Genomic DNA, 23932 nt, shown 5'->3' with positions numbered 1-23932 from the left:
ATGGTTCCGTCAGGCCGGCGACAGCGCGATTTCGCGCTTTTCGCTGTTGGCCAGGTGGACCGCCTCGATGATCTCGACGATGTGGCGGGCATAGGCGCCGGTGACGGGGTTGGGCGCTTCGCCCTTTATGGCGGCGCGCATCGCCTGCCATTCGCGTGCCACAGCGTGGTGCATCCAGTCCGGTTCGATGGAATCGGGCACGGGAGTCCAGGCCGCGTCGCGTCCGATGGAGACGCCGTGGTCGAAATCGATGCGCAGCGTGCCGTTTTCGCAGACCAGGTCCATGGCAAAGCCCATGGCGCCGTTGCGATAGCCGACGCTCTGCACCTGGCCGATGCCGCCATCGGCGAAGCGCAGGCCGAGCAGGGCGCTGTCATCGGCCTCCTGCTCGTGGAAGAAGGTGCCCGCAAGGGCGTTGACGCCAACGACGTTCTGCCCCATCAGCCAGACCAGCCGGTCGAGGGCATGGATGCCGGCGGTCATCAGCATGCCGCCGCCCGAGGCGGTGTCGAGATGCCAGCCGCGCCGATTGCTCTCCATCCACAATTTGATCATCCAGCTCGATCCCAGGACCGGCTTGCCGATCGCCCCGGAATCGATGATCTCCTTGGCCTTGAGGCAGGGCAGGGCGAAGTGCATGACGTGCCCGACCATGAGCTGGACACCGGCCCGCTCGACCGCCGCATTGATGGCATCGCAGGCGCGGGTGGACGGCGCCATGGGCTTTTCGAGCAGGATATGCTTGCCCGCCTCGGCCGCGCCGATGGCAATTTCCTCGTGCAGGTGATGCGGGGTGGCGATGAGCACGGCATCGACCTCGGCATCCTCCAGCAGCGTGCGCCAGCTCTGATAGGATTTGCCGCCATGCTCGCGGGCAAAAGCGGCGGCGGCGGCTTCGTTCTCGCGACAACTGGCGACCAGCTTGACGCCCTCCACCTCGGCCATGGCCCGGGCGTGCACGGCCCCGAAATGGCCGGCGCCGATAATTCCTATTCCGATCATGATTTTGCCTTTTCGTAAGTGGCGTCGATGAGTTGCATCGCAGCCAGGTAGTCGTCGAGAGTGATGGCGGGTGGGCGGCCGTCGCGCAGGCGCCGCAGCGTGTCGGCCGTGAACAGGCGATAGCGGGTCGCCGTGGGTTCGGGGGCGAGGGAGCGCGTGGCGGCGTCGTCGAGCGTGGTGGCAAAGGCCCTGTCGCCGCGGTCGGTGAGGGTGGCGTTGGCGCAGACCAGGCGCCATTCGAATTCGCCGCCCGGGGCCATGGAGGCATAGGTGTATCCCGCCTCCACGGTGAACAGGGTGCCGGCCGCATCGGTCAGGACGATCAGGGCGTGATCCTCCACCGCTTCGTCGTGAATGCGATTGCCGATGCTGGCCGAAACGATGTCCAGCGGCCCCTCCGCCAGGCTGAGGGCCGCGTCTATGCCGTGAATGCCCAGATTGCGCAGCGCGCCGCCCCCGCCGATGGCGGGGTCCAGCAGCCATCCGACGCCGTCGTCCCGATAGCGCTGCGGCGGCCCGTTCACCAGGCGGAAGCTGGCGAGGGCCAGCCGTCCGGACCGCCCCGCTTCGCCCAGCCGGGCATATTCGTGCAGCACCGGGCCGAAGCGGTTGGGCAGGGGCACGCCGACGAAGCCTCCTCCCTTGTCGCGGGCCAGGCGCGCCAGTTCGGAGATAGCGGCGGTGCCGGCGGCGGCCGGCTTTTCCAGAATCAGCGGCACGCCCGCCTCGATCAACTGCCGCGCCTGGGCGGGCACGTGCTGGGGATGGCCCATCAGCACCACCAGATCGGGCCGCAGCGCCAGCCCCTCGGCCATGCTCGCTACCGCGCGAAGGCCGTGCGCCCCGGCAAAGGCGGCCGCCTGCACGGCGTTCTCGTCCCAGACGCAGGCGATCTCCGCCTTGGCGGCGAGAGCGGCGTCCAGATGCATGCTGGCATGCCAGTGGCTGGTGCCGAACAGGGCAATTTTCATGGTTCGTCCATCTTATCCAATATCGACTTGCAGGATATCCTACATGTTGCTACACAACAAGCGTCGACGGTGTTGACTGGGGCCGCGCAAAAGGCGGCGACAGTATACGAGGACGAGCCATGTCGGATTTGAAATCGCTGACGCCGTTGAGTCGCCCGCCGCTGCTGCATGTCACCGTGCAGGAAAGCCTCAAGCAATATATCGAGGATAACCGGCTCAAGGCCGGCGACCCGCTGCCGCCCGAGACTTTCCTCGCCCAGCAGTTGGGCGTGGGCCGCAATTCCATGCGCGAGGCGATCAAGGCGCTCGAATCGCTGGGCATCGTGGAAACGCGGCGCGGAGTGGGCGTTTTCGTCAAGGAATTCTCATTCAAGCCGCTGCTCGACAACCTTGCCTACGGGTTGCAGGACTCGCTGCGCGACGTCGAGGAACTGCGCGAGATCAGGCGCGTTCTGGAAACCGGGTTGATCGGCAAGACCATCGAGATGATCGACGCGGCGGACCTGGCCGAATTGCGCCAGCAGACGGAACTGATGAAGCTGCGCGCGGAGCGGAACGAGAGTTTCGCGGCCGAGGACCAGCGCTTCCACCAATTGCTGTTCCGCTGCCAGAACAATCGCATGCTCAGCATGCTGATCGACATCTTCTGGATCGCCTTCAACAAGGCGTCCGACTTCAACAATCTGGACAACCCCAATCCGCTCGATACCTGGCGGGATCATCACGAAATCGTGGAAGCGATTGCCAATAAGGACGTCGAGCGGGCGCGTGAGCGGCTCGATGCGCATTATCTGGGCATTCAGCAGGTGATCGCCAGGAATCGCGCCGATTATCAAGCAACCTGAATCCATAAGGGAGGTTTATCGTGCACATCAGAACCATCACCCGCGCGCTGGCCGTCAGTGGCCTGCTATTGGGCGCAACGGCGCTCACCGCACCGGCCATGGCGCAGGACGCCAAGACCATCACCGGCGGCTTCGACGTCGGCCCGGGCGGTTTCCCCAAGAATTTCAATCCGCTGGCCGCGACCGGCGGGTTCACCTGGCTCAACACCTATCTGGAGCCGCTGGTAATCTTCAACGCCGAGTTGAGCGCCATCGAGGGCGCCCTGGCCGCCGACTATACGGTGAGCCCGGACCAGTTGACCTATACGTTCAACCTGGTCGAGGAGACCTGGCATGACGGGGAGGCCTTCACCTCCGCCGACGTCAAGTTCACCATCGAACTGGCCCAGAATGCCGCCGCCGGCAGTGTCTTCGCCGGCCGCCTGGGCGCCATCGAGAGCGTCGAGGCGCCCGATGACCGTACCGTGGTGCTGAACCTGTCGCAGGCCGATGGCGGGCTGCTGTCGATCCTGGCCCAGGTCATGATCCTGCCCGAGCACGAGCTGGGCTCGGTGGCGCCCGAGAGCCTTGCCACCAGCACCTGGTGGTCGACCAGCCCCATCGGGACCGGTCCGTTCAAGTTCACCCGCTACGTCACCGATCAATATGTCGAGTTGGCCGCGGACACCGACTACCGCAACGGCACGCCCAAGGTCGAGCGGCTGATCAACCGCTATTTCGAGAACCCCGCTGCCGCCGTGGCCGCCCTGCGCGCCGGCGAGATCCAGTTCACCTATGTCGAGCCCGAAGACGCCAAGACCTTCGAGGGCAATGACGCGTTCCGGGTGATCGAAGGCGATTCCTTCGTCGTCAACTATGTCGGCTTCAACCAGAGGGTCGATCTGTGGAAGGACGTCCGCGTCCGCCAGGCCTTCATGTATGCCATCGATCGCAACGCCATCATCGAATCGCTTTATGGCGGCGCCGCCAAGGTGGCCAATTGCGGTTACGTCGCTCCCCATCTGGTGCCGGACGGCCTCAACGATTACGCCTATGACCCGGAAAAGGCCAAGGCGCTGCTCGAGGAGGCCGGCTGGGCCGAGATCAATGGCGACCAGCCGATCACCTGGCTGACCTATTACAACGCCCCGCAGGCGGCCAATGTGATGGCGGCGGTGCAGGCCATGCTGGCGCAGGTCGGCATCAATGTGGTGCCGCGCGTCGTGGACGTGCCCACTTATAACGGCATTGTCTATAAGGAAGGCACGCCCGACTGGAACGAGTTCCCGCTGGTCTATGCGGGCCTGCAGAACGGCCCGAACCCGGCCGGGATCAATGTCGGCCTCAACAAGTCGCAATTGCCGCCGGCCGGCGCCAATATCATGCGCATCGAGTTCGACGACCTCAGCGCCGCCTTCGACGCGGCCCTGGGGGAGACCGATCCCAGCCAGGTGGATGCCCGCTGGCAGGATGTCTGCCGGGTCATGAACGAGGAACTGCCCTGGGCCACGATGTGGGTGGCCAACCGCTACGGCGTCGCCTCGTCCGACCTGGTCGATTTCGTCTGGACCCCCGCGCCTGCCGGCGGCCCCTATGCCGCCCATCCCGAGAACTGGGACATCCAGTAAACCCGTGAACGAGCCGCGCGCCGTCCTTCCGGCGCGCGGCTCCCCGCTGCAACCGTCTCGTATCGGACCCGGTCATGTTGTCTTTCATCGCCCGCCGCATCGGAATCGGACTGATCATGCTGGTCGCGCTCAGCGTGCTGGTGTTCATTCTGCTGCGCCTGGCGCCCGGCGATCCGATCGACGCCTATATCAATCCTTCCGTGCCGCTCTCGATGGACGAGCTGGCGGCGCTGCGCGAGCGTCTGGGGCTCAACCAGCCCTTGCCGATCCAGTATTTTGGCTGGCTGTCCGCCGCCCTTTCGGGGGATTTCGGCTACTCCACCCAGCGGGCGGGCGTCGCCGTGCTGCCGCTGGTGATCGAGCGCATCTGGCCCACCGTGCTGCTGATGGCCGCCGGGCTCTTCATCGCCATCATCGTCGGCATCGCCGGTGGCATCGTCAGCGCCGTGCGCCGCAATTCGGCTCTCGACGTGGGGTTCTCGGTCGGCGCCTTCATCGGCATTTCCAGCCCCGCCTTTCTCACCGCCCTTGTAGGGCTCTATCTCTTTTCCGTGCAGTTGCGCTGGGCCCCCTCGGGCGGCATGCTGACGCCGGGCGCGCCGTTCTCGATCGGTGACCTTCTCTCGCATCTGATCCTGCCGGCCTGCCTGCTCTCCATCGGCCATGCCGCGCTGATCATGCGCTATATGCGTTCCTCGCTGCTCGAAGTGCTCAACCAGGATTACGTGCGCACGGCGCGCGCCAAGGGCGTCAAGGAATTCTGGGTCATCATCAAGCATGCCACGCGCAATGCCCTGCTGCCCGTCGTGACGCTGATCGGCTCGACCATCGGCATCGCCATCGGCGGGGCGATCTTCCTCGAAAGCGTGTTCAACTGGCCGGGCATGGGCCTGCTGCTGGTGAATGCGGTCAATACGCGCGACTACCCCGTCATCATGTGCGCGACGCTGATCGTGGGCGCCTGCGTCATCGCGGTCAATCTTCTGACCGACATTACCTATGCCGCGGTCGATCCGCGCATCCAGGTGGGTTGAGATGAGCACCGTTTCCGCAATGTCCACGCCGCGGGCCAAGGGGCCGATGCGCCGCTCGCTCGACCGGTTCGTGTCCAATCGCGCCGCCATGATGGGCGTCGCCATCTTCGTGCCGATCCTTCTGGCCATCATCACCTATGACTGGTGGTGGCCCTATGGCCCCAATGCCATCGATCTGAGGTCCCTCAACAAGGGTCCCTCGCCCGAGCACTGGCTGGGCAGCGACGGGGTGGGGCGGGACGTGATGGCGCGGCTCCTCCAGGGCGGACGCGTCTCGATGATCGTCGCCACAGTTTCCGTCGCGATTTCGCTGGTCATCGGTTTCCTCGTGGGGGCCTTCGCCAGCTTTGGCGGCCGGATCGTCGACAGCGGGCTGATGCGGCTGGTCGATCTGGCCATGACGTTGCCGCCGGTCATCTTCCTCTTGGTGCTCGCCTCCATCGCCGGCACCGGCATCATGCCCACCATATTGGTGATTTCGCTGCTGTCCTGGCCGGTGCTGTCGCGCATGGTGCGGGCCCGGCTGCTGGAGCTGCGCGAGCGCGATTTCGTCGTGGCGGCGCGGGGCATGGGCGCCAGCGTTCCCCATCTGCTGTTCAAGCACGGCCTGCCCAACTGCATCGACATTCTCGTGGTCTATGCGACCTTGCAGGTGGCCAATGCCATCCTGCTCGAGGCGGGCCTGTCCTTTCTCGGGCTGGGCATCGCCCCGCCTGAGGCCAGTTGGGGCAATATGCTCAATCTCGCCCGCTCGACGGTCGTTCTGGAGCAATATCCCTGGCAATGGATGTTCCCCGGCGCCGCCCTGGTGCTGACGGTGCTGGCCATCAATTTCATCGGCGACGGCCTCCGCGATGCCTTCGACCCCCGATCCGATCTCAACTAAGCCCTGAAGGTTTTTATCAAATGCCCATGTTTACCGGCGTCGTTCCCCCCGTCGTCACTCCGCTCAACGAGGATTTCAGCGTCGATTACGCGTCGTTCACGCGCGTGCTGGAAAACCTGATCGGTGCGGGCGTGCATGGCCTGTTCGTCCTGGGCTCGACCAGCGAAGTGATTTTCCACGACGCGCCGACGCGCAAGGCGATCACCGAGCACGCCATCAAGATCGCCAATGGCCGCGTGCCGGTGCTGGTGGGGGTGATCGATCCGACCACCGATCGCGTGATCGACCATTCCCTCACCGCCAAGGCGGCGGGCGCCGATGGCGTGGTGGTGACCGCACCCTTCTACACCCGCACCAACCAGGCCGAGACCATCGACCATTTCCGCTATATCAAGGACGCGGTCGACCTGCCGATCATCGCCTATGACATTCCCGTCTGCGTCGGCCTCAAGCTCGAGCGCAAGACCACGGTGACCCTGGCCCGGGAAGGCGCCATCGTCGGGCTCAAGGATTCCAGCGGCGACGACGGCAATCTGCGCTATGTGCTGGCCGACATGGCGGAGGATAAGCAGTTCTTCGGCATGACCGGCTCGGAGATCGTGGTCGACAGCGTTCTGGCCATGGGCGCCCATGGCGTGGTGCCGGGCCTCGGAAACGTCGATCCGCACGGTTATGTCAAGCTGTGGAACCTGGTGCAGGCGGGCGATCTGGCCGCCGCCCGGGCCGAGCAGGAGCGCCTGTGCAAGCTGTTCGAGATCGTGTGGATCTCCACTGGCCGCACCAGCGCCGGCTCCGCCGGCGTCGGCGCCTTCAAGACCGCCATGCGCAGCCTCGGCATCATCGCCACCAACACCATGGCGCGGCCGCAGCGTGCGCTCAACGACGAGGAGACCGGCAAGGTCGACGCCATCCTCAAATCCGTGGGGCTGCTCGGCTGATCATGGACGCACCGACCCTCCAGATCGCCGGCCTGCGCACCGTGTTCCGCATCGCGGGCGGCGACGTCGCCGCCGTGCAGGACATGGACCTGACCATCGCCCCGGGCGAAACCGTGGCGCTGGTGGGGGAATCGGGTTCGGGAAAGTCGGTGACCAGCCTGTCGATCATGGGCCTGCTGCCCAAGCGCGTGGGCCGCATCGCCGAGGGCAAGGTCACGCTATGCCGCAAGAGCGGGGAAGCGGTCGACCTTGCCGGGCTGGACGAGGAAAGCCTGCGCCAGGTGCGCGGCAACGATATCGGCATGGTGTTCCAGGAACCCATGACCAGCCTCAACCCGGTCTATACGGTGGGCGAGCAGATCGCCGAGCCCATCCGCATTCATCTGGGCAAGTCGCATAGGGAGGCCGCGGCCGATGCGGTGCGGCTGCTGGCCGATGTGGGCATTCCCGACCCCGAGCGCCGTGCGGGGCAATATCCGCACGAGCTCTCGGGCGGCATGCGCCAGCGCGTCACCATCGCCATGGCGCTGGCGTGCAATCCCAAGCTGCTGATCGCGGACGAGCCGACTACGGCGCTGGATGTCACCATCCAGGCGCAGATCCTCGATCTTTTGCGCAAGCTGCAGAGCGAGCGGGGCATGGCGATCCTGTTCGTGACCCATAATCTGGGCGTCGTCGCGGAAATCGCCGACCGGGTGGCGGTCATGTATGCCGGGCGGATCGTCGAAACCGGGCCGGTGGCCGAAGTTTTCGCCCGCCCGCGCCATCCCTATACCAAGGGACTGTTGCGGTCGGTGCCGGTGCTGGGCCAGGCGGTGGCGCTCAAGCGGGCGGGGACGCCCCTGCCCACCATAAGGGGCAATGTGCCCTCGCTGCGCAATCTGCCCAAGGGCTGCGCCTTCGCCAATCGGTGCGACTACGCCATCGCGGCGTGCAGCCTCGCCATGCCGCCGCTGGTGGAGGCCACGCCCACGCAGAAAAGCCGCTGCATCAGGTGGCAGGAACTTTGATGAGCCAACAGCCCTATCTTTCGGTCCGGAACCTGTCCAAGCACTTCAAGCCGTCCGCCTTTTCCCGGGGGCCGGTGGTCAAGGCCCTGCAGGACATTTCCTTCGACATCCCGCGCGGCCAGGTGGTCGGGCTGGTGGGCGAATCCGGCTCGGGCAAGACCACGATCGGGCGCTCGATCCTGCGGCTGATCGAGCCGACCTCAGGGGTGGTGGAACTGGGCGGGACGGACGTTACCGCCATGTCGGCCCGCCAATTGCGCGAGCAGCGGCGCAAGATGCAGTATATTTTTCAGGACCCGTTCGCCAGCCTGTCGCCGCGCATGACCATCGGCCAGATCCTGACCGAGGGCCTCGACATCCAGCGCATCGGTACGCGCGCCGAACGCCGGGCGCGGGCGGAAAGGGCGCTGGAGGCGGTGGAACTGCCCGCCGACGCCTTCGACCGCTACGCGCATGAATTCTCCGGCGGGCAGCGCCAGCGGATCGGCATCGCCCGGGCGCTGACGCTGGAGCCCGAATTCATCGTCGCCGACGAGCCGGTCTCGGCGCTCGACGTGTCGATCCAGGCCCAGGTGATCAACCTCCTGCGCGATCTGCAGATCCGCCTGGGGCTGACCATGCTGTTCATCTCCCACGATCTGGCGGTGGTCGAATATATCTGCGACACGGTGATCGTGCTCTATCTGGGGCGCATCATGGAGATCGCGCCCGCCGCCGAGCTCTACGCCAATCCCACCCATCCCTATACGCGGGCGCTGCTATCGGCCATTCCCTCGCCCGATCCGGGCGCCAAGACCCAGCGGCAGATCCTGACCGGGGACATTCCCAGCCCCGCCAATCCGCCATCGGGGTGCGTGTTCCGCACCAGGTGTCCCTTCGCCATCGAGGCCTGCGCCGGCGCCGTGCCGGCCCTGCGCGAAACCGCACCGGGGCATGCGCGGGCCTGCATTCGCGACGATCTGCTCTGAGGTACGAGACATGCCGCGCAATTCCCGCTTCCTAGAGGACCTCGAAGGCGGGCTGATCGTCTCCTGCCAGCCCGTCGATGACGGGCCGATGGACAGCGTCGCCACCATCGTCGCCTTCGCTCTTGCCGCGCGCGATGCCGGGGCGCGGGCGCTGCGGATCGAGGGGGCGGACAATGTCGCGGCCACCGTGGCCGCCTGTGACCTGCCGGTCATCGGCATCGTCAAGCGCGATCTGGCCGACAGCGCCGTGCGCATCACCCCGCTGCTGGAGGACGTTGCGGCGCTGGCCGATGCCGGCGCCAGTGTGATCGCGGTGGACGGCACCGACCGGCCCCGGCCCGTTCCCGTCGCCGTGCTGCTCGAGGCTATTCACGCGCGCGGCTGCCTCGCCATGGCCGATCTGTCCAACGCGGCGGAAGCGGCGGCGGCAAAACAAATGGGCTTCGACATTCTGGGCACCACCATGTCGGGCTATACGGGCGGGGAAATTCCCGTTCGCCCCGATCTCGACTTCGTCTCCGCCTGCCGCCGGCTGGGCGGAACCGTTATCGCCGAAGGCCGTTACAACGCGCCGCACCTGGCGGCCATGGCGATGGAGGCCGGCGCGTCGGCGGTATGTGTCGGCTCGGCCATCACCCGGACCGAGCACGTCACGGAGTGGTTCCGCGAGGCGGTCGAGGGGGCCGCGCGCAAGCGCGAAGCGACCGTACTGGCGCTCGATGTGGGCGGTTCCAAAACCCTGGCCGCACTGGTCAGGGACGGCGTCATCCTGGACCGGCGGACGGTCCCCACTGCGCAGGGCGTGGGAACGGAGGAATGGTTCGCGGCGCTGGCCGCGCTGGGGACGGACTGGCGAGGCGGTTTCGACGTCGTCGGCGCGGCCGTCACCGGCCTCGTCCGGGACGGCGCCTGGTCGGCGCTCAATCCTCGGACCCTGGCCATTCCCCCGCATACGCCGCTGGTGGACAAACTGCACGCCCTGTTCGGCGCGCCGGCAGCCGCCCTCAACGACGCCCAGGCGGCGGCCTGGGGCGAATATAGCCGCGGCGCTGGCCGCGGGCTCGACATGGCGTTCATCACCGTGTCCTCCGGCATTGGCGGCGGCATCGTGCTGGACGGAAAGCTGCTCGAGGGCGCCCGCGGCCTCGCCGGAAGCCTCGGACAGACCGTGGGCGCGAGGGGCCGTGAACGGCTGGAAACCCGCGCCTCCGGCTTTGCCATGGCCGCCTCCGCCGAGGCCATCGGCCAGGCGGCCGACACCCGCGAAATCTTCACCGCCCTCGAACGGGGCCAGTCCTGGGCCGCAGGACTCGTCGATGCCGCCATAGAAGAGCTGGCCGTGGCGCTCCTCGACCTGCAAAGGCTGCTCGATCCGCAAGTGGTCGTGCTGGGTGGCGGCATCGGCCTTCTGGGCCCCTTCCGCGACCGCCTCGAGACCAGACTGGCGTGCGAGCCCGAAATCATGCGTCCCACGATCCGTCCCGCCGCCCTGGGCGGCGATGCCGGCATTGTGGGCATCGCGGACCACGCCGCAAGCCTCGCCTGATCGACCTTTGCAGGCTGGTCAGGCCTGGCCCACCGTCCTTTGCGCGGCAGCGACCGCTTCCCGGAGCAGATCGATCAGCGGCCGGGCGGCATCGGAAACGGCCCGGTTCGGCAGGGTCGCGACCACCAGCATGCGCGAGATTTCCGGCTCCACCAGCCGGTAGGAGCGCAGATCGTGGCGGCGGGCGTCATTGGGGAAGGCGCAGAGCGGCATCAGCGTCGCCCAGCCGGGCCGGCTGATGACCTGGAACACCGTCGCCATAGAGTCCACTTCCATGGAAGGACGATAGGTGAGGCCGACCCGGCTGAACTCCGCATCGATGAGGCTGCGTAGCTGATTGCCGCGCGCCGGCGTGATGATATGGAACCGGTCGATATCGGCGCCGCCGATGGTGGCGGAGCGATGCTCGGTATTCTTGCTCATCACCACGATCAGCGGCTCGACCGCGATCGGTTCATATTTGAGACGCCGGTCGACCTCGTTCATCGACAGGATGGCGAAGTCGATGACGCCTTCGATCAGCCATTCGATGAGATTGGCGCTATAGCCTTCCCGCAACTGGATATTGACGTCGGGGGAGGCGGCGTTGAAATCGAGCAGGACGCTGCCCATGACGGCCTGGGTGACCGAGGACTGTACGCCCACGGTCAGTGTTTCGGCCGAGACGCCCGAATGTTCGCGCAGCGACTGGCGGACCGCCTCGATATTGTCCAGCGTCTTTATGCATAGCGGATAAAGGCGCCTGGCGATGGCATTGGGAATGACCCCGCTCGAGGTGCGGTCGAACAGCTTGACGTTGAAATCCGCCTCCACCTTGCGGATCTGCTGGCTCACCGCCGGCTGCACGACATGGACGCGGCGGGCGGCCTTGGTAATGCTCTGTTCCTCATAGAGCGCTACGAAATAGCGCATCTGCCGCTCGTCCATGGCATCCTCCATCCATAACGCCGCATTATATCACGCCGCGGCCGGGGGGAAGCTCAGTCGCCCGTTCCGAACCGGATTCGTGCGTGCTCGGCCAGCCGGGCCTTGATGACCTTGGAGCTGGCGGTCATGCCGATGGCCTCGAAGCCGTCCACGATGGCGACGTGGCGGGGCACCTTGAACCCGGCCATGCGCTCGGCGCACCAGGCGACGATATCGTCCTCCGCGAGGCTGGCGCCGGGCATGGGCACGACGAAGGCCGCCACCACTTCGGTGAGGCGCGGGTCGGGCACGCCGACCACCTGGGCGAGCTTGACCCCCGGATGGGCGTGCAGCACGTTCTCGACATCGGCGGCGGCGACATTCTCGCCCCCGACCTTGACGATATCCTTCAGCCGTCCCACGAAGCTCAGCCGCCCATCGGCCGTCATCTGCCCCAGATCACCGGTATGCAGCCAGCCGTCCCCGTCGATGGCGGCGGCGGTTTCCTCGTCCATGCCGTAATAGCCGGTCATGGCGTTCCAGCCGCGCACCAGGATCTCGCCCCGGGTGCCGGGCGGCGCGAACTGTCCGGGCCCGTCCCCGGCAATGGCGACTTCGAGGCCCGCATGCGGGCGCATCAGGCCGGCCTTCTTGTCTTCGGCGCTGTCCCACCAGGCCGCCATGGCGATGTTGGAGGCTTCCGACATGCCATAGGCCATGGCGATCTCGTCGGCTCCCAATTGGGCGACGATGCGCTCATAGACCGAAGGCGAAACGGCGCCCCAGCCACCGCGCAGCAGCAGATTGCGCTGTCCCACGGATTCGTGGTTGAGCAGCATCAGCCACAAGGTGTCATTGCCGGAAAACAAGGTGCAGCGCTCGCGCTCGGCCAGCAGCAGGGCCTCGCCGGGATCGAAGCGCACCATGGTCACCAGCCTGGCGCTGTGCTGAAGCGCCGCCAGCAGCGACAGCGTGCTGCCCGAAATATGGAAGAAGGGCCGGGCGCTGAGATAGGACGCGCCGGGTCTGAGGCCGAACAGCAGGCCGGCGGCATGGGCGTTCCAGAGCATGGCGCGCTGGGTGAGCACCGCCCCTTTGGGGAAGGCCGTGGTGCCGGATGTGTACTGGATCAGCAGCGGGTCGCCCGGCCGGACAGCGGCCTCCGGCATCGTGTCGCGGGCCGTTTCCACAAGGAGGGCCGTGGCGTCGTGGGCGGCGCGCGGCACGTCGCTGCCCACCACCACGACGTGGCGCAGGGCGGGCAGGGACGGATCGGGCAGGCTGGTGTCGATGGCCGGCGCCAGTTCGCGCAGCAGGGCGATGAAATCGATCCGCAGCAGCCTGTCGGCCACCACCAGCACCGATATTTCGGCCTGTTCGAGCACATAGCCGATCTCGTCTCTTTTGAGCCGGGTATTGATCGGCACGGCTATGGCGCCGACAAGGCCGATACCGAAAAAGGCGGCCGCCCAATCCACGCCGTTTCCGAGGCATAGCCCCACGCGGTCGCCCTTGGAGACGCCGAGGCGGGTCAGCGCCCGGGCCCAGTTCCCGGCGTGTCGCCGCATGGTGCGGAAGTCGACGCGGACATCGGCGCAAATCAGGTAGTTGTCGCTTCCGGCGAAAGCCGCGGCCCGCGCCAGCGCGGCTGGAATCGTGTCCGGAACGCCGCCGAAAGCGGCCAGGGCATCGGGATGAACCATGATTTCAACGGCGTCCCTGGCCGGCTTCTTGCGGGATCCAGAACAGCAGCCGCTGGCGGATCAGCTTTACCGACAGATTGAACAGCAGGCCGAGTGCCACCAGGATCAGCAGGATGGCGAAGACGGCGGGAATGTTCATCTGGAACTGCGCCTGGACCAGCATGACGCCCAGGCCCTTTTCGGCCCCCACAAACTCGCCCACGATGGCGCCGAGCAGCGAGACCACGATCGCCAGTTCCACCCCGGTGAGGATGTTGGGCATCGCCGCGGGAATGTAGAGATGCACCAATGTGGCGCGGACCGGCGCGCGAATGGCCTGGAACAGTTCGAGATTTTCCCGGCTGACCGAACGCAGGCCGGTAATGGTGTTGACCAGCATGGGGAAGAAGCACAGCAGCGCCACCACCATGATCTTGGAGGTGAGGCCGAAGCCGAACCAGATCACCAGGAGCGGCGCCAGCGCCACTTTGGGCATGCATTGCAGCGCCACGATATAGGGATAGAAGGTCGCCATCAGCAGGCGCGACTGCGATAGCGCGATGCCGAAGATCAGTCCCAGGCCGCCGCCGATCAGCAGGCCGGCAAGGGCTTCGGTCAGCGTCACCAGCGCATTGTCGAAAAAGACCGGGATCGACCTCGTGTCGACCAGCACCGCGACGACGCGCGACAGGCGCGGCAACACGAATTCGGGGATGGAAAAGAGCGTGGGAGCATATTCCCAGGCCACTACGATCAGGAGGAACATGGCCGCGGGAGCCAGATAGCGCCCATGCCGTTCCAGCATCTTGAAGGATGTCTGCATCAGTCTATCGCCAGCTTGGTGAAATAGGGACGGATACGATTGGCCAGCGCGCCGAATTCGGGCGAGCCGATGACCTCGGGCAGCCTGACCACCGGCAGGTCGACGGCGATGTCGTCGACGATTTCGCCGGGGCGCCTGCTCATCACCAGGACCCGCGTGGACAGGAACACCGCCTCCTGGATGGAGTGGGTGACGAGGAGCACCGTCTTGCGGGTGCTGCGCCACAATTCGTTGAACATCACGTTGATGTTCTCGCGGGTCAGTGCATCGAGCGCGCCGAACGGCTCGTCCAGCAACAGGCAGCTGGGGTCGCCGATCAGGGCTCGGCAGATGGAGACGCGCTGCTGCATGCCGCCGGACAGCTCGTGCGGATAGCGCTTCTCGAAATTGGCCAGGCCCAAAACGTCGAGCAGTTCGAGCGCCCGGGCGCGGTCCTTGGCGGTGACCGGCCGGTGGACCTCGATGGGCAGCAGGACGTTCTGCAGCACGGTTTTCCAGGGGAGCAGCACCGCGCCCTGGAAGACGAAGCCGACATCGTCGCGCGGCCCGTTCACCTGTCGCCCGCGCAGGACGATCTCGCCCTGGGTGACGTCTATCAGCCCGCCGATCATCTTGAGCAGGGTGGTCTTGCCGCAGCCGCTGGGCCCGACAATGGACACGAATTCGCCCTCGCGGATGATCGCGCTGGTCGCCGACAGCGCCGGCACGGCACCACCGGCGGTGGGGTAGGTTTTCGCGACCTCATCGAGTTTGATGAACGCCTGGTCTGTCATCAATTCACCTTTCTGTGCCGAACGGCACCGGGGGCCCGCATATCTCATGCGAGCCGAGCGGCGGGGCCGGCGCCGGGCCGGCCCCGCATGATGGCTCAGGGCTGCCAGGCAGCGGCCAGGGCCAGGATCTCGTCACGGTCGAAATCGTTGAAGGCGGCAACGAAGTCATTGGTATAGTGCGCTTCGGTGTCGGCGATGGGCTTGGGAATGATCTCGGTCTGGGTCGCGAACTCATTCCAGATCGCGATGTTTTCCGGATTGCTCCAACCCCAGCCCTGGGCCTCGGAATCGGCGTCGACCATGAGGTCGAGGCGCTTCTGCAGCACGCGAATGCTGCCTTCCATCTGCTCGGCTTCGGGTTTGCCGATTTCGTGGGTGTCGGGATATTGCTTCCACATCATGCGGATGCAGGCTTCGGGATTTTCCACGGCGACTTCCGTGCCCTTGGCGACCGCCCGGCCGAAGCGGGCGATGAAGTCGGGATCCTCGTCCGCCGTCTTGCCCTGCACCACGATCTGGGTGGAAAAGAGCGCCTCCTGGCCCGGTCCGAGGAAATATTTGAGCTTGAGCCCCATATTTTCCAGCGGCGCGAAATTGGTGTCGGAGGTCGCAAGCCCGTCGACGTGGCCGGCGATCAGTGCCTGATAGGCCTGGGCGCCCACCCCGACGGCGAGATATTGGACGTCCTCGGGATCGACGCCGACGCGGGGCAGCAGGGCATTGGTGAGGATGATGTTGCTGGAGCCCAGGGACTGCACGCCCAGGCGCTTGCCGGCAAGGTCCTCGAGCCCGTTGATGGGGCTGTCCTCCGGCACGCCGATGGCGCCGGTCGGCTCGCGCACCAGGTTGTAGACGATGCGGAAGTCGTAGCCCTGGTCGATGGAGGTCAGGATCGGTTCGGGCGTGATGCCGCCGATCTCGATGCTGCCGGCGGCCAGAAGCTGCGCCACCTGGCCGGCGCCGGACATGGTCTGCACCCGCACGTCGAGGCCCTCTTCGGCGAAGAAGCCCAGTTCCGAAGCCACCGCGAACATGCAGAAGGCCGGGGTCATGGCGACATTGGGCAGGCCGAAGGTGACGTGGCGCAGATCCTGTGCCTGTGCCGGCATCGACAGCCCGGCGGCCATCACGGCGGCCACCGCGCAGCCCTGCAAGGCAGGCGTCAGGCGTGAATGTTTGAATATGTTCATGGGTTTCCTCCTCTGCGAAGCGGGCCGTTCATGCCGGCCCAGTTCCGCCTAGAAGACGGAATGGCCTTCCGGGTGGCAAGAAATATGCAATGAAAGACACTATCAGGTTCCGTTATGACCCATTGCCGGTTCTGCCCGGTCCAGCCCCCGCCGCGGTCCATCATCCGCGCTGATAAGGCGCATCATCCGGAATTGATTGACCGCCAACATATCGGTCTTACGCTCCAGCGCCCAGGCATACCTCCATGTCCCCAAGCCTTATTTCGAGAGCCACGATGTTTGTTCGACCCGGCGCCAATCTTTCCGTTACCATTCCCGACGGCATCCGCGCCGCGGCCTCCCGCACGCCGGGCAAGATCGCCCTGGTCGAGCGTGACCGCCAGCTCAGCTATGCGAGCCTGATCGGGCGGATCGACCGCGTCTCCAATCTGGCGGTGCATTTCGGCCTCGCCCATGGCGAGCGGGCCGCGGTGCTGATGGCCAACCGCCTTGAATATGTGGAACTGGTGCTCGGCCTGTCGAGCGCCGGCGTCAGCGCGGTGACCATCGGCCCGGCGTCCAGCGCGGCGGAGATCGCCTTCATCCTCAATGATTGCACGCCGCGCCTGCTTTTCGTCTCGCCGGAACTGGAGGAGCGCGCCCGGGAAAGCGGCCTCGATGGCGTGGAGCGGCTGATCGTGATGGGGGAGGATTACGAGGCGTTGCTGGCGGAGGCGGCGGCGCGTCCCTGTCCGGTCGCCACTAACGCCGAAGACATCTTCATGATCACCTATACGTCGGGGGCTACCGGCACCCCCAAGGGCGTGATGCTGTCGCATCGGGCGCGGGTGAACAGCTTCCATGCCATGGCTTCGGGCCATTCCTGCTACTCGCCGCACGACCTGGCCCTGGCCACGACGCCCATGTTCCACGGCGCCGGGTTCATGATGGCGGCGGCTCCGCTGTTTTTCGGCGGTGCCTGCGAGATCATCCCGCGTTTCGATATCGAGGAACTGATGCGGGCCTTCGACCGCACCAGGGCCAGCAGCGTCTATATGGTGCCGAGCCATTTCAGCGCCCTGTTCGCCGCCGACATCCCCCGGGACCGGTACGATACCAGCGCGCTCAAGGCGATCATTTCGGGCACCGCGCCGCTGGCGCAGGCGACCAAGGAACAGATCATCGACTATTTCGGGCCGGGAAAGCTGTTCGAGCGCTATGGCTCGACCGAAGCATCCATCGTCAGCACCCTGCGGCCCGAGGATCAGCTTCGCAAGATCAAGTGCGTGGGCCAGCCCTTCCCGATGACCCATGTGCGTATCCTCGACCCCGAGGGCAACGAGGTGCCGGCGGGTACGCCGGGCGAGCTCTACAGCACCTCGCCGATGATGTATTCGGGCTATTGGAACCGGCCCGGCCTCGCGGAAAAGTCCGCCCGCGGCGACTGGATCACGGCGGGCGACATCGCCATGCTCGACGAGGAGGGCTATCTCTATCTCATCGACCGCAAGAGCGAGATGATCATCTCGGGCGGGGAAAACATCTATCCGCGCGAGATCGAGGAAGTGCTGCTGGCCCATCCGGCCGTGGCCGAATGCGGCGTGACCGGCGTGCCGCACGATTATTGGGGCGAGGCGGTGACCGCCTTCGTGGTGCTGCGGGCGGGGCGGACTGTTTCCAGCGAGGAATTGCAGCGCCATCTGGGCCTGACGCTGGCCCGCTTCAAGCTGCCCAAGGCGATCCATTTCGTGCCCGACCTGCCGCGCAACAGCATGGGCAAGGTGCTGCGGCGCACCCTGCGCGACGGAAGCTGGACGCCGGGCACGCCATGACCGCGATCACCCGGCATTTCGCCTATACGAGGCGGGGGCGGCGCGTTCACTATCGCCGCGCCGGCAGCGGGCCGCCGCTGGTCCTGCTGCATGCGTCTCCCAGTTCCTCCCGGGTTCAGATCCCGCTGATCGAGGCCTGGGCGCATCGGTTCACCGTTATCGCGCTGGACACGCCGGGCTTCGGGCTTTCCGAGCCGCTGCCGGAAGCCGATGTGGAGATTGCGGATCTGGCCGAGGCGCTGGCCGAAACGCTCGACGCCCTCGATCTGGGGCGGGTCCTGCTCTATGGTCGCCATACCGGGGGATCGATCGCCGTCGAATTTGCCCGGCGTCATCCCCAGCGCGCCGCCTTCGTTCTGACCGACGGCTATACGATCACTCCCCAATTGCCGTCCGCGACCTATCTCGAGGCTTATTTGCCGCCCATCGTTCCCCGCTGGGACGGCGGGCATCTGCTTTGGCTCTGGCATCGCTATCGGGAGCAGTTCGTCTTCTGGCCATGGAACAACCCGGCCGGCGAGCGGGCCGATACCGACCTGCCGGCCCTGGCCGACCTGCAGCGTGGCGTCGTCGAGTTTCTCGAGGCGGGCAGCGGCTATGCCTCGGTCTATGCGGCCGCATTGCGCTATCGCTGGGACGAGCCGCTGCGGCATCTGACAACGCCGGTATGCTTCGGGGTCAGGCCGGGCGACAGCCAATTCCGCAAGGCCGATTATCTGCGTACGGCCGGCATCGAGGTGGAAGTTCTGCCGCGCGCGGCGAAGGAAGCGGCCCGCCACGAATTGGCGATTCTCGAGAAACATGCCGCCGGCCTGCGTTCCGCTCCGGCAGCGCCGTCGGGCCCGCCCGGCGCCATGGACTATGTCGATATCGGGGGAAGCCAGATCCTGCTGCGTCGCAATGATGGGAAGAGCGGCCTGCCTCTGGTCATGCTGCCGCCCTTGCCGGGCGGCTCCGATCAGGTCGTGCCACTGATGCATGCGCTGGAAAGCAGCCGGCCGATCATCGCGCTCGACCCGCCGGGCAACGGCTATTCCGATGATATCGCCGGCGCAGCCTCCGTTCCGGCCTGGGCCGATGCCATTTCGACCGCCCTCGATCGGCTGGGTATCGACCGGGCCGCTCTTTACGGATGCCATGGCGGCGCCGCGCTGGCCGCCGAGCTGGCGCAGGCCTCGCCCGGCCGCTTCGCCAGCATCGTGCTCGATGCCCCCACGACCGTTCCCGCGCCGCAGCGGGATGCGCTGGCGGCGCGATATTGCCCGCAACTGACCCCGCGCTGGGACGGCTCGCATCTCGTGAGCCTTTGGCATTTCGTTCGCGACCAGCGCCTCTGGTGGCCATGGTTCTCCCACGACCGCGCCGGCATCCATCCGAGCCGTCCGGATATCGATGTGGAAAGCCTGCATCGGGAGGCGAGCCTGCTCGCGCTCAATATCGAATCCGTCGCGCCGAGCTGGGAGAGTGTTTTGCGCTACCCTCTGGCGGAACGTCTCCGGTCGCTGCCCCAGCCGCTGATGATCGGGGCTGATGCCAATGACAGCTTCGCTCCCTGCCTGGAGGTGGCCCGGGCCTGCCGGCCCGATGCGGTCCAGGGCGCGTTCGGGGCGGGCAAGCATGCGGCGATCCGCGCCTTCCTGCGCGGTCTTTAGAGTATCGGACTGAAAAGTGTACGCGCGGTTTTCAGAACATCCCATGCGCCAACAAAGAGCCAGAGCGGCAAGCCGCAGTCGATGGAACGCACGCCGCTCCAGGCATTGAGCTGCGCCTATCAGCCAGCGTGATAGGGCGGCTCACCCAAGATTTCTTGTTTCTCTTCCTGCCCTTACGCACAGTGTTCCTGCCGGCGCGATCGCCGGAGACAGAGTTGAAAGGAGTTTCAAATGGTCCAGCCCTGGAGCGCCATCGTTCCGCCCGACGATCTGGCGGTTTATGAAGCAGCCGGCTGGGGCCATAGCACCGGCTTGGGACGCAAGCCGGCCCTCCTCATCATCGACGTCCAATGGCGCACCACCGGCACCCGGCCGCAGCCCATTCTCGATGCGCTCAAGGAATTTCCCACCTCCTGCGGTCAGGTCGCCTGGGATGCGGCCGAACGCATCGGGGTGCTGCTCGAGCTGTTCCGGCAGAAGGACTGGCCGGTCATCTATCCCTATGTCGCGCCCAAGGCGGCGGTGGACGGCGGCCGCTTCGCGGCCAAATTGCCCGGCATCACCGATATTTCGGCCAAGGGCTACGAATTCTTCGAGGCGCTGGCCCCGCGTCCGGGCGAAATCCTCTTGCCCAAGCGGCATCCGAGCGCCTTTTTCGGCACGCCGCTCGCCAGCTATCTGGTGGACCTGGACGTCGATACGCTGATCGTCACCGGCTGCACCACGTCGGGCTGCGTGCGCGCCAGCGTCGTCGACGGCTTTTCCTATAATTACCGGGTGCAGGTGCCCCAGGATGCGGTCTATGACCGCGGCGCGGCCACCCATGCGATGAACCTGTTCGACATGGCGCAGAAATATGCCGATGTCCGTCCGACCTCGGAGCTGGTCGAATTGCTGCGGGCCATCCCGGCCAGGTCCGATGCGGCCCAGACCGCCTGAACTTCAATAGAGATCCTTCCATGACTTTCGACACCAAATTCGACCGCTACGGTTTTTCCGCCATACCCGATCGCCCGGTCTATGATTTCCCCGGCGGCAAGCGGCTCGCGGTCTATTTCGCGCTCAACATCGAAGCCTTCGAGTTCGGCCGCAATCCGGGCAACGACTTCACCTCCATGCCTTCGCCGCCCTTCCATCGCGGCTACGCCTATCGCGACTATGGCAACCGCGTCGGCATCTGGCGCATCCAGCGGCTTTTCGCCGAGTTCGACATTCCGCTCGGCATCATCGTCAACGCCTCGGTCTATGACGCCTGCCCGGATGTGCTGGTGCCGTTCCGCGAGCGTGGCGACGAAATCATCGGCCATGGGCGCACCAATTCGGAGCGGCAGGTCGATATGAGCGCCGAGGAGGAAGCGGCCATGATGGCCGAGGTGGTGGGCCGCATCACCGCGGAGGAGGGGCGGCCGCCGCGCGGCTGGCTGGGCCCCTTCATCTCGCAGAGCCCCCAGACCCCGGAACTGCTCAAGAAGAACGGGTTCGAATACATGCTCGACTGGTTCTACGACGACCAGCCGACGTGGTTCCGCACGGGAGAAGGTCCCATCCTCGCCGTGCCTTATCCGTCCATGGAGCTCAACGACCTGCCGGCCTATGTGAACCGCAAGGCCAGCGACGGCGATTTCACCACCATGCTGATCGATTGCTTCGACGAGCAGTTGGAGGAGTCGAGCCTTTATCCGCAGGTCTTCGCCGCCTCGCTCCACACCTTCCTTACCGGCCAGCCGCACCGGATCCGCCAATTGCGGCGGGTGCTGGCCCATATCGCCGCCCGGCGCGACAGCGTCTGGATCACCACGCCGGGCGAGATCGCCCGCCATGTAGCCGCCTTGCCCCCGGGCACCGTGGTCGGCCCCTGAAGAAGCGACTGGAGAGCGTCATGACCTATAAAGCCATCGACATCATCGCGAACGTCTTCACGCCGGCGGAATTCGACGCCGGCCAGATCGCCACCGACGACTGGTTCCGCAGCAAGACCCGCCAGGACCCGCGTTATATCCGCGGCATCGAGATCGAGGACTACATCGCCAAGATGGACCGCGCCGGCATCGAGCGCTCCCTGCTGGCGGCGGTGCGCAGCGGCGACATGCGCATCAAGGGCTCGGTGGAGGTCCCCTATGAGCGGGTCCACGAGCTCTGCCAGCGTTATCCGGACCGCTTTTCGGGCCTGGCCGGGGTCGACCCGACCCGCGGCATGCAGGGGCTGCGCGATCTCGAGGTGGCGGTGAAGGAATACGGCTTTGTCGGGGCGCATTTCTATCCGCACTGGTTCTCCATGCGCGTCGATGCCGCCCAGATCTATCCCTATTATGCCAAGTGCTGCGAGCTCGATATCCCGATCATGATGCAGGTGGGCAATTGCCTCATCTACCAGCGCGACCGGCGCCTGCCCACCATTGCCCGTCCCATCCATCTCGACCAGGTGGCCATCGATTTCCCCGAACTGAAGCTGATCGGCATCCATATCGGCTACCCCTGGACCGACGAGATGATCGCCATGGCCTGGAAGCATCCCAATGTCTATCTGGCCGGCGACGCCTATGCGCCCAAGCACTGGCCGCAGCAATTGGTGCATTACGCCAATACCTATGGCCAGGACAAATTCCTGTTCGGCACGGACTGGCCGGTGATCGATCCGGAACGGGCGATGAAGGAATTCGACGATCTGCAATTCCGTGACGAGCCGCGCCGCAAGATCCTGCGCGACAATGCGCTCGACCTCTTCAAGCTCTCCTGACGGCTCGCTGAAATGGATGAAGGCGCGGGCCTGGCAGAGCTGATCGGCGCTGCGCATGTGGCGCTCGGCGAGGAGGCGCTTGCCTATTACGCCAGCGACATCATGGTGTGGGAGGAGGCGCGGCCGCCCGTGGCGGCGGTGCGGCCCGGCTCCGCCGCCGAGGTGGCGGCGATCGTCCGCTATGCCGGAGAACGCAAGCTGGCCCTGGTGCCGCGAGGGGCGGGGCTGTCCTATACCGGGGGCGTGGTGGCGGGCGGGCAGCGCGCCATCGTGCTCGATCTCACCCGCCTCGACGGCGTCGACATCGACGCTGAAAACAGGACCGTCCGCGTCGGGGCCGGCCTGTCCTGGGAAGGGCTGGCGCTGGCCCTTGCGGGCGGCGGCTTGCGCCCGTTGCAGCATGGGCCGATCTCGGGCCAGTATTCCACGGTCGGGGGCGCCGTCTCGCAGAACGTGCCCGGCAATCTCGAGGGCGTATTGGGGCTGGAGGTGGTTCTGGCCGATGCGAGCGTCGCGCGTTTCGGCGCCGGCGGCATTAAGGACGCCCCGGGTTTTTACCGCCATTACGGCCCGGATCTCGTGGGCCTGTTCTGTGGGGATTGCGGCAGCTTCGGCATCAAGACGGCGGTGACGCTGCGTCTGGTGCCGGAACGGCCCGCAGCCTTTGCATCCTTCGCCTTTCCCGGCCCCCGGGAGCTGGTGGCGGCGATGGCCACGCTGGGACGGGCCAATCTGGGCCTGCGCCTGTTCGGCATGGACGCCCAGAAAAACCGCGATGCCACCAAGGTCGATGCGCAAACCGCCTTCCAGACCGTTCGGGCGGTTCTGGGCAAGGGCGGCAATCCCCTCGCCCGGGTCGGCGATCTCCTGCAACTGGGGCGCGCCGGGGCCAATACGGCCGGGGCGGGCTGGACCCTGCATGCCACTGCCGAGGCCGCCACGCCGCAAGCCGCCGCATCCCTGCTCGATGCCGCCCGCAGGGAGCTGGCCGGCGCCGGCGTCGAAATCGACAATGTGCTGCCCAAGACCCTGCATGCGAAACCCTATTCGGTACGGGGCTTTGTGGGGCGCGAGGGCGAGCGCTGGGTGCCGATCCACGGCATGGTATCGCTGCAGCGGGCCGTCGGGACGATCGGCGCCATCGAGGATTACCTGGCGGCCAATGCGGAACGGCTCGCCGCCTTGTCGATCACCACGGGCTATTTCTTTTCCGGCGTCGGCCCCTATGTCAGCATGGAGCCGATGTTCTACTGGCCCGACGAGCTCGATCCTATCCACCTGCGCTATCTGTCGAACCGCAACCGGGAGCGCTTCGGCGGCCGGGACAGGAACGCGCCGGCGCGGCAGGCCGTGTGGGAGCTGCGGGACGGCATCCGCGGCATCTTCCGTGAAGCCGGCGCCGTCCACGCCCAGATTGCGCGCTATTACGACTATCTGGGACGCATCGATCCTTCCGCGGCGCAGCTCGTCACGCGCATCAAGGGAGCCCTGGACCCCCAGCGCCTGATCAATCCCGGTTCGCTCGGGCTCTGAGCATTACGCCCCTTCCGT

The 23932-nt window shown here is 66.1% G+C and carries 21 protein-coding genes; 14 read left to right on the top strand and 7 right to left on the bottom strand.

Annotated elements, in window-relative coordinates; genetic code table 11:
* Positions 1-9: 9 nt before the first annotated feature.
* Positions 10-1002, bottom strand: coding sequence for a Gfo/Idh/MocA family protein (locus ACFOOL_RS02305; RefSeq protein ID WP_380094507.1), 993 nt, complete (start codon positions 1000-1002; stop codon positions 10-12).
* Complete coding sequence (locus tag ACFOOL_RS02300) at positions 999-1973, bottom strand: Gfo/Idh/MocA family protein (RefSeq protein WP_380094505.1); 975 nt, start codon at positions 1971-1973, stop codon at positions 999-1001. Before ACFOOL_RS02300 ends, ACFOOL_RS02305 begins: the two co-directional genes overlap by 4 nt.
* Before the next feature lie 119 nt (positions 1974-2092).
* Here ACFOOL_RS02300 and ACFOOL_RS02295 point away from each other — a divergent pair, with 119 nt between their 5' ends.
* The 8 genes from ACFOOL_RS02295 (at position 2093) to ACFOOL_RS02260 (ending at position 10807) form a co-directional block, all read left to right on the top strand.
* A complete protein-coding gene (locus tag ACFOOL_RS02295; RefSeq protein ID WP_380094504.1) occupies positions 2093-2818 on the top strand; it encodes a FadR/GntR family transcriptional regulator in 726 nt (241 codons plus the stop codon).
* Between the two features lie 20 nt (positions 2819-2838).
* Positions 2839-4425: an ABC transporter substrate-binding protein gene (locus tag ACFOOL_RS02290; RefSeq protein ID WP_380094501.1), complete on the top strand. Its 1587-nt coding sequence runs from the start codon at positions 2839-2841 to the stop codon at positions 4423-4425.
* A gap of 74 nt (positions 4426-4499) precedes the next feature.
* The gene (locus ACFOOL_RS02285) at positions 4500-5459 is read left to right on the top strand and encodes an ABC transporter permease (protein ID WP_380094499.1); all 960 of its coding nucleotides are present in this window, start codon (positions 4500-4502) and stop codon (positions 5457-5459) included.
* Position 5460: 1 nt separating this feature from the next.
* Positions 5461-6345, top strand: a complete 885-nt coding sequence (locus ACFOOL_RS02280; RefSeq protein ID WP_380094497.1) for an ABC transporter permease — start codon at positions 5461-5463, stop codon at positions 6343-6345.
* A gap of 20 nt (positions 6346-6365) precedes the next feature.
* Positions 6366-7283 carry a dihydrodipicolinate synthase family protein gene (locus ACFOOL_RS02275; RefSeq protein ID WP_380094495.1) on the top strand — a complete coding sequence of 306 codons (918 nt, stop codon included), beginning with the start codon at positions 6366-6368 and terminating at the stop codon, positions 7281-7283.
* Positions 7283-8293 (top strand): ABC transporter ATP-binding protein, encoded by a 1011-nt coding sequence (locus ACFOOL_RS02270; protein WP_380095897.1) that lies wholly within the window; start codon positions 7283-7285, stop codon positions 8291-8293. The genes ACFOOL_RS02275 and ACFOOL_RS02270 overlap by 1 nt, the downstream gene beginning before the upstream one ends.
* Positions 8293-9261, top strand: coding sequence for an ABC transporter ATP-binding protein (locus ACFOOL_RS02265; protein ID WP_380094493.1), 969 nt, complete (start codon positions 8293-8295; stop codon positions 9259-9261). The genes ACFOOL_RS02270 and ACFOOL_RS02265 overlap by 1 nt, the downstream gene beginning before the upstream one ends.
* A gap of 10 nt (positions 9262-9271) precedes the next feature.
* A complete protein-coding gene (locus ACFOOL_RS02260) occupies positions 9272-10807 on the top strand; it encodes a putative N-acetylmannosamine-6-phosphate 2-epimerase (protein WP_380094492.1) in 1536 nt (511 codons plus the stop codon).
* 18 nt (positions 10808-10825) lie between these two features.
* Here ACFOOL_RS02260 and ACFOOL_RS02255 read toward each other — a convergent pair whose 3' ends face one another.
* The 5 genes from ACFOOL_RS02255 to ACFOOL_RS02235 form a co-directional block, all read right to left on the bottom strand.
* Positions 10826-11734: a LysR family transcriptional regulator gene (locus ACFOOL_RS02255; protein WP_380094491.1), complete on the bottom strand. Its 909-nt coding sequence runs from the start codon at positions 11732-11734 to the stop codon at positions 10826-10828.
* Between the two features lie 53 nt (positions 11735-11787).
* The gene (locus ACFOOL_RS02250) at positions 11788-13416 is read right to left on the bottom strand and encodes an AMP-binding protein (protein ID WP_380094489.1); all 1629 of its coding nucleotides are present in this window, start codon (positions 13414-13416) and stop codon (positions 11788-11790) included.
* 4 nt (positions 13417-13420) lie between these two features.
* Positions 13421-14218: an ABC transporter permease gene (locus ACFOOL_RS02245; RefSeq protein ID WP_380094487.1), complete on the bottom strand. Its 798-nt coding sequence runs from the start codon at positions 14216-14218 to the stop codon at positions 13421-13423.
* Complete coding sequence (locus tag ACFOOL_RS02240; protein ID WP_380094486.1) at positions 14218-14991, bottom strand: ABC transporter ATP-binding protein; 774 nt, start codon at positions 14989-14991, stop codon at positions 14218-14220. Before ACFOOL_RS02240 ends, ACFOOL_RS02245 begins: the two co-directional genes overlap by 1 nt.
* A gap of 95 nt (positions 14992-15086) precedes the next feature.
* Entirely contained in the window at positions 15087-16181 is a 1095-nt protein-coding gene (locus ACFOOL_RS02235) for an ABC transporter substrate-binding protein (RefSeq protein ID WP_380094484.1), read from the bottom strand.
* Positions 16182-16456: 275 nt separating this feature from the next.
* On the opposite strand from ACFOOL_RS02235, the gene ACFOOL_RS02230 reads away from it, so the two are divergent.
* The 6 genes from ACFOOL_RS02230 to ACFOOL_RS02205 all read left to right on the top strand — a co-directional run bounded on the left by ACFOOL_RS02230 (position 16457) and on the right by ACFOOL_RS02205 (position 23914).
* Positions 16457-17992 carry a class I adenylate-forming enzyme family protein gene (locus ACFOOL_RS02230; protein ID WP_380094482.1) on the top strand — a complete coding sequence of 512 codons (1536 nt, stop codon included), beginning with the start codon at positions 16457-16459 and terminating at the stop codon, positions 17990-17992.
* The gene (locus ACFOOL_RS02225) at positions 17989-19644 is read left to right on the top strand and encodes an alpha/beta hydrolase (RefSeq protein ID WP_380094480.1); all 1656 of its coding nucleotides are present in this window, start codon (positions 17989-17991) and stop codon (positions 19642-19644) included. Before ACFOOL_RS02230 ends, ACFOOL_RS02225 begins: the two co-directional genes overlap by 4 nt.
* Positions 19645-19875: 231 nt before the next feature.
* Positions 19876-20583, top strand: coding sequence for an isochorismatase family protein (locus tag ACFOOL_RS02220; protein WP_380094478.1), 708 nt, complete (start codon positions 19876-19878; stop codon positions 20581-20583).
* A gap of 20 nt (positions 20584-20603) precedes the next feature.
* Complete coding sequence (locus tag ACFOOL_RS02215) at positions 20604-21503, top strand: polysaccharide deacetylase family protein (protein ID WP_380094476.1); 900 nt, start codon at positions 20604-20606, stop codon at positions 21501-21503.
* A gap of 20 nt (positions 21504-21523) precedes the next feature.
* Positions 21524-22381 (top strand): amidohydrolase family protein, encoded by an 858-nt coding sequence (locus ACFOOL_RS02210; protein WP_380094474.1) that lies wholly within the window; start codon positions 21524-21526, stop codon positions 22379-22381.
* 12 nt (positions 22382-22393) lie between these two features.
* Complete coding sequence (locus ACFOOL_RS02205; RefSeq protein WP_380094473.1) at positions 22394-23914, top strand: FAD-binding oxidoreductase; 1521 nt, start codon at positions 22394-22396, stop codon at positions 23912-23914.
* The last annotated feature ends 18 nt before the right edge of the window (positions 23915-23932 follow it).

The sequence above is a fragment of the Devosia honganensis genome (assembly GCF_042648785.1).
GTDB lineage: Bacteria > Pseudomonadota > Alphaproteobacteria > Rhizobiales > Devosiaceae > Devosia > Devosia honganensis.
This window is presented reverse-complemented; position numbering and strand designations above follow the sequence as displayed.

Excerpts from the sequence above, each read along its gene's own strand:
- ACFOOL_RS02215 (WP_380094476.1), top strand. The coding sequence starts at position 20,604 with ATGACTTTCGACACCAAATTCGACCGCTACGGTTTTTCCGCCATACCC.
- ACFOOL_RS02305 (WP_380094507.1), bottom strand. The coding sequence starts at position 1,002 with ATGATCGGAATAGGAATTATCGGCGCCGGCCATTTCGGGGCCGTGCAC.
- ACFOOL_RS02230 (WP_380094482.1), top strand. The coding sequence starts at position 16,457 with ATGTTTGTTCGACCCGGCGCCAATCTTTCCGTTACCATTCCCGACGGC.
- ACFOOL_RS02285 (WP_380094499.1), top strand. The coding sequence starts at position 4,500 with ATGTTGTCTTTCATCGCCCGCCGCATCGGAATCGGACTGATCATGCTG.
- ACFOOL_RS02295 (WP_380094504.1), top strand. The coding sequence starts at position 2,093 with ATGTCGGATTTGAAATCGCTGACGCCGTTGAGTCGCCCGCCGCTGCTG.
- ACFOOL_RS02245 (WP_380094487.1), bottom strand. The coding sequence starts at position 14,218 with ATGCAGACATCCTTCAAGATGCTGGAACGGCATGGGCGCTATCTGGCT.
- ACFOOL_RS02265 (WP_380094493.1), top strand. The coding sequence starts at position 8,293 with ATGAGCCAACAGCCCTATCTTTCGGTCCGGAACCTGTCCAAGCACTTC.
- ACFOOL_RS02275 (WP_380094495.1), top strand. The coding sequence starts at position 6,366 with ATGCCCATGTTTACCGGCGTCGTTCCCCCCGTCGTCACTCCGCTCAAC.
- ACFOOL_RS02210 (WP_380094474.1), top strand. The coding sequence starts at position 21,524 with ATGACCTATAAAGCCATCGACATCATCGCGAACGTCTTCACGCCGGCG.
- ACFOOL_RS02240 (WP_380094486.1), bottom strand. The coding sequence starts at position 14,991 with ATGACAGACCAGGCGTTCATCAAACTCGATGAGGTCGCGAAAACCTAC.
- ACFOOL_RS02205 (WP_380094473.1), top strand. The coding sequence starts at position 22,394 with ATGGATGAAGGCGCGGGCCTGGCAGAGCTGATCGGCGCTGCGCATGTG.
- ACFOOL_RS02280 (WP_380094497.1), top strand. The coding sequence starts at position 5,461 with ATGAGCACCGTTTCCGCAATGTCCACGCCGCGGGCCAAGGGGCCGATG.
- ACFOOL_RS02220 (WP_380094478.1), top strand. The coding sequence starts at position 19,876 with ATGGTCCAGCCCTGGAGCGCCATCGTTCCGCCCGACGATCTGGCGGTT.
- ACFOOL_RS02255 (WP_380094491.1), bottom strand. The coding sequence starts at position 11,734 with ATGGACGAGCGGCAGATGCGCTATTTCGTAGCGCTCTATGAGGAACAG.
- ACFOOL_RS02300 (WP_380094505.1), bottom strand. The coding sequence starts at position 1,973 with ATGAAAATTGCCCTGTTCGGCACCAGCCACTGGCATGCCAGCATGCAT.
- ACFOOL_RS02260 (WP_380094492.1), top strand. The coding sequence starts at position 9,272 with ATGCCGCGCAATTCCCGCTTCCTAGAGGACCTCGAAGGCGGGCTGATC.
- ACFOOL_RS02250 (WP_380094489.1), bottom strand. The coding sequence starts at position 13,416 with ATGGTTCATCCCGATGCCCTGGCCGCTTTCGGCGGCGTTCCGGACACG.
- ACFOOL_RS02225 (WP_380094480.1), top strand. The coding sequence starts at position 17,989 with ATGACCGCGATCACCCGGCATTTCGCCTATACGAGGCGGGGGCGGCGC.
- ACFOOL_RS02235 (WP_380094484.1), bottom strand. The coding sequence starts at position 16,181 with ATGAACATATTCAAACATTCACGCCTGACGCCTGCCTTGCAGGGCTGC.